Here is an 8,113-nt window from a genome sequence, read left to right on the forward strand (position 1 = left end):
CCTCGGCGGACGCCTCCCGCCACCCGGCGTCCAGCGAGCGGACCGGGCGGCGCGGCGGCGCGGGCGGGTCCGGCTACGCCTTCGCGGATTGCCCCTGGCCTTCGCGGGCCTGCGGGACAGGGGCGCGCGAGGGCTGGGTCCGCCCGGGGCGCGCCTCGCCGCCGTCCGCGCTCGCCCTGCGGAACCTCCCCCTGACCTCGTCCGCGATTCTGCTCGCGAGCGGGCTCTGCTCGGCCGGGGGCTCCTCGGCCTTGCCCCGCCCGTCGAACTCGGCCTGAACGTCCCAAATGGTGCGGATGTCCGCGCGCATGCCTTCGGTCTGCTGGGTGATCCGCCTCGTGTCCGCCCGCAGCGCCTCGGTCATGGCGTCCACGGTCTCCTTCGGACGCCCCCACGACAGCGCCCGGTCGACCACCCCGTTGCGCCGGCGCAACTCATCCAGCGCACCGCCGCGCAGCGGGCTGCCCCGCTGCGGGGACTGTGCGGTCCCGCTCTGCGTCACCAGGCTTTCGAGGCTCCCGGCGCGGGGGTGCGCGGAGTTCCTGGCCTGGTCCAGCAGGCTCCGCGCATTCGGCATCAGGGCGGACAGCTCCCGGCGCGCCGCCGACCAGTCGCGCACGGCGGCTTCCAAGTCCGCGGCCGCGCCACCGAGGGCTTCGCGCCTGCGGCCCTTGACCTGGTTCAACAACTGGTTCAGGTACTCCAGCCCTTCGGTGCTGGGACCGTCGGGGTTACCGCTCTCGACCATGCCGCCTCCGTTGTCCGACACGTGCACGTTGGGATGGCGGACGGGGGCGGGGTCCGGAACCGGATGATGGCGTGCGGGCGGCCGAAGGGCAACCCCGGGGACCGGCTCCGGCCTGCGCGCGCCCCGGACCCGCCCCCGGGCTCAGCGGGTGCGGCGGCGCGCGGAGCCGGGGTCCGTGCGCGGGGTCCGGGCCGCCGGCGCGGTTTGCGGCCGCTGGGCGGCGGCCTTCTTCGGCGACTTCGGCAGTCCCGCGCCGTCGGCCCCGCGCGCCTTTGCGCGCGCGGCCGCCTCGATCGCGCCGCGGGTGGTGCGGACGCCGTCGCGGGCGTCCACGGTCGCCGCGACCAGGGTGCCGTGGCGGTCCTCCAGGCTCTTGCGGGCCTGGTTCACCTGGGCGGCGGCGTCGGCCACCACCTGCCGGGAGTGCTCCACGGGCTCGGCGCCGGGGCCGGGCGGGCGCGAGGCGAGGACCACGGCCTCCGGCGGGCGGGCCGCCTCGGCGATGCGCTCCCGCAGGGCGGACAGGTCGGCCAGTCCGGCGGGGCGGTCCGCGCCCAGGGCCTCGACCTCGCGCTGGGTCCGGGCGGCCTGCTCGTCGGCCCGCCGGGCGTCGTCGCCGCCCGCGCCCCAGGCCGCGCGGGCGTGGTCGTACTCCTCCAGCGCCCGCTCCAGCAGCCCGACCTCCGGCGCGGGCCGGGTCCCTCCGGCCCCGGCCGTGCGCAGCCGTTGCAGGTCCGCCTGGATGGCCGTGGCGTCCACGGCGCCGAAGTGGTCGTCGGGCATGCCGCACCTTCCGTCGTGGGGGGTCTGCGAGCGGCGGGGTCGGGGCCGAGGACGATGATCGCGCCTGGCGGCCGTCCTGGCAATCTTCCCGGCCCGGCCCGCCCTCCCGCGCCCGGTTCGCCCTTCCCCGCACGGCCCGCGCGGCGGCGGGCCGGGGGGCTCGCGACACTGCACCGCGTCGCCGCGCCCGCCTCGTGCGCACGAACGCGGGCGAGTGCGGCCCGGCTCCGGCGCCCTCAGCGGCCGGCCGCGCCGCCCTTGTCCGCCGGGAAGTCGCCGAACTCCACCCGGAGCTTGGTGAACATGGCGTGGATCTGCCAATTCTCCTCGTCGGAGTAGCAGTCCAGGCCGAAGTCCATGGCGGTGAGGTCGCGGGTGGCGTCCTCGACCACCTGGCGGCCGCTGTCGGTGATCTCGGCGAGGGTGCCCCGGCCGTCGCTGGGGTTGGGCTTGCGGCGCACGAAGCCCTGGCGCTCCAGGCGGTCGATGGTGTTGGTGACGCTCGTGGGGTGCACCATCAGCCGTTCGCCGATCTTGCCCAGCGGCAGGGCGCCCGTGGAGCTGAAGGTCAGCAGCACCAGCGCCTCGTAGCGCGCGAAGGTCAGCTCGTAGGGTTTGAGCGCGGCGTCCAGTTGGCCGAGCAGGATCTGCTGGGCGCGCATGATCGAGGTGACCGCCGCCATCGCCGGGTTGGCCCCCCAGCGGCGCGTCCAGTTCTCGTGCGCACGCTCGATGGGGTCGAACGGAAGATTAAGCGGGTTACCCACTCCGCTACTGTATCGAGCGCCGCGCGCGGCCGATCACCCACACCCTGTGGTCACCGCAGCTCGGCGGGGTGTTACCGGACTCGGCGCCGCACCGGTTTTCCCGTGTCTTTCAACGCTTTCTCCCGGTGCGCACAACAGGCAGCGGCGGCGCCGGTATCGACACCGCCGACCCCGCTCCTCCGCCGGTCAGCGCTCCAGCGCGGCCAGCACGGAGTCGGCGGCGGCGTAGGGGTCGCCGCCCCCGGCGACCTCGCCGGCCAGCGCGTCGAGCGCGGCGTGGCCCCGCACGTCGGCGAGGCGGTCCACGAGCGCGGCCATGGCGATGGCCTCGATCTCGCGGCGGGCGCGGGCGCGGCGGCGGCGCTCCAGCTCACCGGCGGCGCGCAGGTGGGCGGCGTGCTCGTCCAGGCGCTTGAGCAGGTCGTCCACGCCCTCGCCCGTTGCGGCGGACATGGCCACCACCGGCGGCTTCCACTCCTCGGGGGCGCGGTCGACCTGCGCCACCATCTGGCGCAGGTCGCGCACGGTGGCCTGGGCGCCGTCGCGGTCGGCCTTGTTGACGGCGAGGATGTCGGCGACCTCCAGCACACCGGCCTTGCCCGCCTGCACGCCGTCGCCCATGCCCGGCGCGGCCAGCACCACGGTGGTGTCGGCGTGGGCGGCGATGTCGACCTCGGCCTGGCCCACGCCCACGGTCTCGACCAGGACGTGGTCGAACCCGGCGGCGTCCAGGACCCGCAGCGCGTGCGGCGTGGCCCAGGACAGCCCGCCCAGGTGGCCCCGGCTGGCCATGGAGCGGATGTAGACCCCGGGGTCGGTGGCGTGCTCCTGCATGCGCACCCGGTCGCCCAGCAGGGCGCCGCCGGTGAACGGGGAGGAGGGGTCGACCGCCAGGACGGCCGCGGTCTCGCCGCGCGCCCGCAGCGCGGCCACCAGGGCGCTGGTGGAGGTGGACTTGCCCACCCCCGGCGACCCGGTGAGCCCGGTGATGCGCGCCCGGCCGGTGGCGGGGGCCAGCCCGGCGGTGATCTCGCGCAGTTGGGGCGCGGCGTTCTCGACCAGGGAGATCGCCCGCGCCAGGGCCCGGCGGTCGCCGCCGCGCACCCGCTCCACCAGCTCGCCGACCCGCATCGGACCCCCTTCGTGTGTGCTCCGGCCGCCGCCGGGCGCGACCGCCCCAACGGCCCGTGCTCTGAGCCCCTGAGTATGGCAAACGCCGCCCGCCGGGGGTACCGACGCCCCGGCGCGGGCCGGGGCCGCGGCGCCACCGGCCGGCCACCGACGGCCCCGGCCCCCACCGCGCGGGCGCGACGCACCGCCTGGGGGTCCGCACCGCGCGGGCGGGTCAGCCGGGGCCGGTTGCGGGCTCCCGGTCGCCGGTGGCGCCGTCGATCTGCTCGCGGAGGATGTCGAGGTGGCCGGCGTGGCGGGCGGTCTCCTCGACCATGTGGAGGAGGATCCAGCGCAGGGACACCGGGCCGAGTTCGTCGTGGTCGACGGTGTGGTCGAGGGGGTGGGCGGCGACCGCCGCGCGGGAGCGGGCGCACTCGCGCTCGTAGTCGGCGACCACCGCCGACAGCGGGGTGTCGTCGGGGACGGTGAAGGTGGACTCCACGGCCTCCAGGAGCGGGCGCAACTCCTTCTCGACCCCGGGGTCGGCGCGCAGCACGCGCTGGAACCAGTTGCGTTCGACAACGGTGAGGTGGCGCAGGACCCCGGCCACGGTGGTGCCGGAGGGCACCAGGCGGCGCCGGGCGGCGGAGTCGGACAGCCCGCGCGCCTTGTGCGCGGCGGCCCAGCGCAGGTAGTCGAGGAACGCGGTGAGGGTGGCGCGCTCGCCGGCGGCGGTGGTGCCCAGCACCCACGGGGCGGTCTGCTCAAGGGTGAGCGGGCCGGGCAGCGGCGCGGTGTCGCCGACGGGGCGGGTGGGGTCGACGGGGACGGCGGGGTCGGCGGGAGCGGAGGGGTCAGAGGAGCCGGCGGAGGGGAGCGGTGTGGCGTCCGTCATGGTGGCGAATCTAGGCCGCCGCCGGCCCCGGGGAAAAGCGGCATCCGGGGGCTGTGGACAACCGCGCCGCGCACGGGCCGGGCGGCGGGGTCAGGCCCCGGGAACGCGGAGCAGCAGGGCGTCGCCCTGGCCGCCGCCCCCGCACAGGGCCGCCGCGCCCAGGCCGCCGCCCCGGCGGCGCAGCTCGTAGACCAGGTGCAGGGCCAGCCGCGCGCCCGAGGCGCCGATGGGGTGGCCCAGCGCGATGGCGCCGCCGTCGGGGTTGACGATGTCGGAGTCCTCGGGCAGGCCCAGGTCGCGCATGGACTGCACGGCCACGCTGGCGAACGCCTCGTTGATCTCGATGAGGTCGAGGTCGGCGACCTCGCGGCCGGCCTTGCCCAGCGCGTGCCGGATGGCGTTGGAGGGCTGGGACTGCAACGCGTTGTCGGGCCCGGCGACGTTGCCGTGCGCGCCGACCTCGGCCAGGATCTCGCAGCCCAGTTCCTCGGCCTTGGCGCGGCTCATGACGACCACCGCGCAGGCGCCGTCGGAGATCTGGGAGGAGGATCCGGCGGTGATGGTGCCCTCGGGCGAGAACGCCGGGCGCAGCCGGGCCAGGGTCTCCACGGTGGTGTCGGGCCGCACGCCCTCGTCCTCGGTGACCAGGCGGTCCTCGCCCTTGCGCTGGGGCACCCGGACCGGCGCGATCTCGGCCTCGAACCGGCCGTCCTTGACGGCGGCGGCGGCGCGCTGGTGGGAGCGGGCGGCGAAGGCGTCCTGCTCGGCGCGGCCGATGCCCAGGCGGGCGTTGTGCCGCTCGGTGGAGGCGCCCATGGAGTCGCCGTCGAAGGCGTCGGTCAGGCCGTCGTGGGCCGTGGCGTCGAGCACCTCGATCGACCCGTACTTGTAGCCGTGGCGGGACTTGGGCAGCAGGTGGGGGGCGTTGGTCATGGACTCCATGCCCCCGGCCACCACCACGTCGAACTCGCCGGCGGCGATGAGCTGGTCGGCCAGCGCGATGGCGTCCAGGCCCGACAGGCACACCTTGTTGATGGTCAGCGAGGGCACGCTCATGGGGATGCCGGCCTTGACGGCGGCCTGGCGGGAGGGGATCTGGCCCTGGCCGGCCTGGAGCACCTGGCCCATCACGACGTAGTCGACCCGCTCGCCGCCGATCCCGGCGCGCTCCAGGGCGGCCTTGATCGCGAAGCCGCCGAGGTCCACGGCGGAGAATCCGGCGAGGGATCCGAGCAGCCGGCCGATGGGGGTCCGCGCTCCGCTGACGATGACGGATCCGGGCATTGGCGAGCCTCCGTAGTGTTTGAGCGGCTTTCGACTTCGCGCCACACCTCGTCTGCCACCATACATAGACGCCCCACGGCCGCAGCTCAAGAGGTTGGAGTCCCCATGCTGACCCGCATCGACCACGTCGGAATCGCCTGCGCCGACCTGGCGGCGAGCATCGAGTTCTACCGCCGGACCTACGGCTTCGAGGTGGCCCACGAGGAGGTCAACGAGGAGCAGGGCGTGCGCGAGGCCATGCTGCGCGTCAACGGCACCGACGACGGCGGCGCCACCTACCTGCAACTGCTGGAGCCCACCCGCGACGACTCCCCCGTGGCGAAGTTCCTCGCCCGGCACGGCGAGGGCGTGCACCACATCGCCTTCGGCACCGCCGACGTGGCGGGCGCCGCCGCCGGGATCGGCGGCGCGGGCGTGCGGGTGCTGGACTCCGCGCCGCGGCGGGGGTCGATGGACTCCCGCATCGTGTTCCTGCACCCCAAGGACTGCGGCGGGGTCCTCACCGAGCTGGTGCAGGCCGCCGACCAGGGGCGGCACCACGGCGAGGGGTGAGGCGCGGCGGCGCGCGCGGGCGGCGGGGCCGGCCGGCGGCAGCGGCGGGACCGCCCTTCCTTAGCACATTTCGGGGCGTATGGACCTCTTGCGGCACTATGATGGAAATGCGTCACTGGACCCGTGGCGCGCCCCGCACCCCCGCGGGAAGCGCCAGTCAGGTGTAACGAAACCGTCACATTGGGCATCGCCGCACGTCTCGGCGTCGCCGTTTGCACCGGGAAGTGTTCGGTGTGCCGGAAACCCTCCTCCGCGGGGCGTTGAGCTTGATAAAGTCTGCTAGCTGCCGGGTTTCCCGGTACGACCACTGTCCCCTGCCCGTCGCGGTCGGCCGAGTCGGGCACGTCGCGAACGGCGGCCGCGGCCCACGGCCGAAGAAAACGTGCATCTCCGTACCAACGGAGTGAACCGCCACCGCGGGCCACGCTCGTCGGAGTACCCTCCCCCGAGAGGTGCCCGCACAACCGCCGGATCGTGGCGAGAGGAGCGGCAGCACGTGTTGATGCGTCATCGACCGCGCCTCGACTCGACACGAACATCCGTCCAGAAGCCGTCTCGTCACTCGTTCAGGATTCCGCCACATGTCGTCGTCCGATATTGAAGCCCAGCTCACCAATTTCTTCGAGGAAGGCAACCAAGCCACCGAGTTCGACGTGGTGCTGCGCGGTTTCGACCGGCAGCAGGTCCTCTCCTTCGTCGACCAACTGAAGTCCGAGCTCCAGCGCGCCCGCGAAGAGTCCGACCGCCAGCGGAACGAACTCGCCGAGGCCAAGCGCCAGCTCCAGGAGCAGGAGCGCCCCACCTACTCCGGTCTGGGCGCGCGCATCGAGCAACTGCTGCGCCTCGCCGAGGAGCAGGCCACCGAACTCGTCCAGGGCGCCCGCGCCGAGGCCAACGACATCAAGGCCGAGGCCAAGATCGAGGCCGCCGAGATGCGCTCGGCCGCCGAGAACGAGTCCACCGAGCTGCGCGCCACCGCCCAGCGCGAGGCCGACGAGATGCGCGCCTCCGCCGAGGGCGAGGCCGACGAGATCCGCACCACGGCCCGCCGCGAGGCCGACGAGCTGACCTCCACCACCGAGCGCGAGGTCCAGAAGAAGCGCTCGGCCGTCGACCACGAGATCGCCGAGAAGCGGGCGACCTTCGAGGGCGAGATCGCCAAGCTGCGCACCACCACCGAGCGCGAGTGCGCGCAGGCCCGCGCCTCGGCCAAGCGCGAGCGCGACGAAACCCTCCAGACCGCCAAGCGCCAGGCCGACGAGATGCGCGCCCAGGCCCAGCGCCTCCTTGAGGAGAGCGAGGCCAAGCGGGCCCAGGAGGAGGCGGAGTTCGAGATCCAGCTCGCCGCCCGCCGCGAGGAGGCCGAGCGCCAGGACGCCGAGCGCCTGGCCGCCGCCCAGGCCGCCACCCAGAAGCTGGTGGCCGAGGCCGAGGAGCGGGCCGCCAGCGCCGAGCAGCGCGCCACCAAGGCCAGCGCCCAGGCCGAGCAGACCCGCCGCGACGCCGAGCAGCACGCCAAGCAGCTCGTCGCCAACGCCAAGAAGAACGCCGAGCAGATCACGGCCGAGGCCAAGTCCAAGGCCGAGCACCTGGTCAGCGACGCCAAGTCCGAGGCCGAGCGCATCCGGGGCATCGCCCAGCACGAGGTCGACGAGCTCAGCCGCCAGCGCGACAGCATCCAGTCGCACCTGGACCAGCTCCGCCAGCTCCTGGGCGGTGGCGGCGGCGCCGCTCCGGCGGCCCCGCCGGCTCCCGAGCCCGCCCCGGTCGCGGCGGCCGAACCCCCCGCGGCGATCGAGTCCAAGGGCCAGCGGTCCCCGCGGCAGCCGGTCGGCGCCGCCTCGGGCCGCAAGAACGACGACGAGGACTGGTGGCAGGAGTAGGCCGAGCGGCCTTCCCCGGCTTCCTTGACTCCGCGGCCTGAGCGCCGCGACACGACGGCGGCGGCCCCGCCCCCGGTTCGCCCGGGGG

General features: G+C 75.0%; 8 protein-coding genes. 2 read left to right on the plus strand and 6 right to left on the minus strand.

Annotated elements, in window-relative coordinates; translation table 11 throughout:
* Window positions 1–73 precede the first annotated feature (73 nt).
* The 6 genes from LG943_RS24625 to LG943_RS24650 form a co-directional block, all read right to left on the minus strand.
* Window positions 74–748 (minus strand): hypothetical protein, encoded by a 675-nt coding sequence (locus tag LG943_RS24625; RefSeq protein ID WP_270074751.1) that lies wholly within the window; start codon window positions 746–748, stop codon window positions 74–76.
* A 141-nt stretch (window positions 749–889) separates the two neighbouring features.
* Window positions 890–1,531 carry a hypothetical protein gene (locus LG943_RS24630; RefSeq protein ID WP_270074752.1) on the minus strand — a complete coding sequence of 214 codons (642 nt, stop codon included), beginning with the start codon at window positions 1,529–1,531 and terminating at the stop codon, window positions 890–892.
* 236 nt (window positions 1,532–1,767) lie between these two features.
* Window positions 1,768–2,298: a MarR family transcriptional regulator gene (locus LG943_RS24635; protein WP_270074753.1), complete on the minus strand. Its 531-nt coding sequence runs from the start codon at window positions 2,296–2,298 to the stop codon at window positions 1,768–1,770.
* A gap of 186 nt (window positions 2,299–2,484) precedes the next feature.
* Window positions 2,485–3,429 carry a methylmalonyl Co-A mutase-associated GTPase MeaB gene (gene meaB, locus LG943_RS24640; RefSeq protein WP_270074754.1) on the minus strand — a complete coding sequence of 315 codons (945 nt, stop codon included), beginning with the start codon at window positions 3,427–3,429 and terminating at the stop codon, window positions 2,485–2,487.
* Window positions 3,430–3,643: 214 nt separating this feature from the next.
* Window positions 3,644–4,306, minus strand: a complete 663-nt coding sequence (locus LG943_RS24645) for a DinB family protein (protein WP_270074755.1) — start codon at window positions 4,304–4,306, stop codon at window positions 3,644–3,646.
* 90 nt (window positions 4,307–4,396) lie between these two features.
* Window positions 4,397–5,590 carry an acetyl-CoA C-acetyltransferase gene (locus LG943_RS24650; protein ID WP_270074756.1) on the minus strand — a complete coding sequence of 398 codons (1,194 nt, stop codon included), beginning with the start codon at window positions 5,588–5,590 and terminating at the stop codon, window positions 4,397–4,399.
* A 105-nt stretch (window positions 5,591–5,695) separates the two neighbouring features.
* On the opposite strand from LG943_RS24650, the gene mce reads away from it, so the two are divergent.
* Window positions 5,696–6,142 (plus strand): methylmalonyl-CoA epimerase, encoded by a 447-nt coding sequence (gene mce, locus LG943_RS24655; RefSeq protein ID WP_270074757.1) that lies wholly within the window; start codon window positions 5,696–5,698, stop codon window positions 6,140–6,142.
* A 581-nt stretch (window positions 6,143–6,723) separates the two neighbouring features.
* A complete protein-coding gene (locus LG943_RS24660) occupies window positions 6,724–8,025 on the plus strand; it encodes a DivIVA domain-containing protein (RefSeq protein WP_270074758.1) in 1,302 nt (433 codons plus the stop codon).
* Window positions 8,026–8,113: the final 88 nt, after the last annotated feature.

The sequence above is a fragment of the Streptomonospora mangrovi genome, assembly GCF_027604915.1.
Taxonomy (GTDB): Bacteria; Actinomycetota; Actinomycetes; order Streptosporangiales; family Streptosporangiaceae; genus Streptomonospora; species Streptomonospora mangrovi.

Coding starts and splice junctions, on each gene's coding strand:
- LG943_RS24650 (WP_270074756.1), bottom strand. CDS start 5,590: ATGCCCGGATCCGTCATCGTCAGCGGAGCGCGGACCCCCATCGGCCGG.
- mce (WP_270074757.1), top strand. CDS start 5,696: ATGCTGACCCGCATCGACCACGTCGGAATCGCCTGCGCCGACCTGGCG.
- LG943_RS24630 (WP_270074752.1), bottom strand. CDS start 1,531: ATGCCCGACGACCACTTCGGCGCCGTGGACGCCACGGCCATCCAGGCG.
- meaB (WP_270074754.1), bottom strand. CDS start 3,429: ATGCGGGTCGGCGAGCTGGTGGAGCGGGTGCGCGGCGGCGACCGCCGG.
- LG943_RS24645 (WP_270074755.1), bottom strand. CDS start 4,306: ATGACGGACGCCACACCGCTCCCCTCCGCCGGCTCCTCTGACCCCTCC.
- LG943_RS24660 (WP_270074758.1), top strand. CDS start 6,724: ATGTCGTCGTCCGATATTGAAGCCCAGCTCACCAATTTCTTCGAGGAA.
- LG943_RS24625 (WP_270074751.1), bottom strand. CDS start 748: ATGGTCGAGAGCGGTAACCCCGACGGTCCCAGCACCGAAGGGCTGGAG.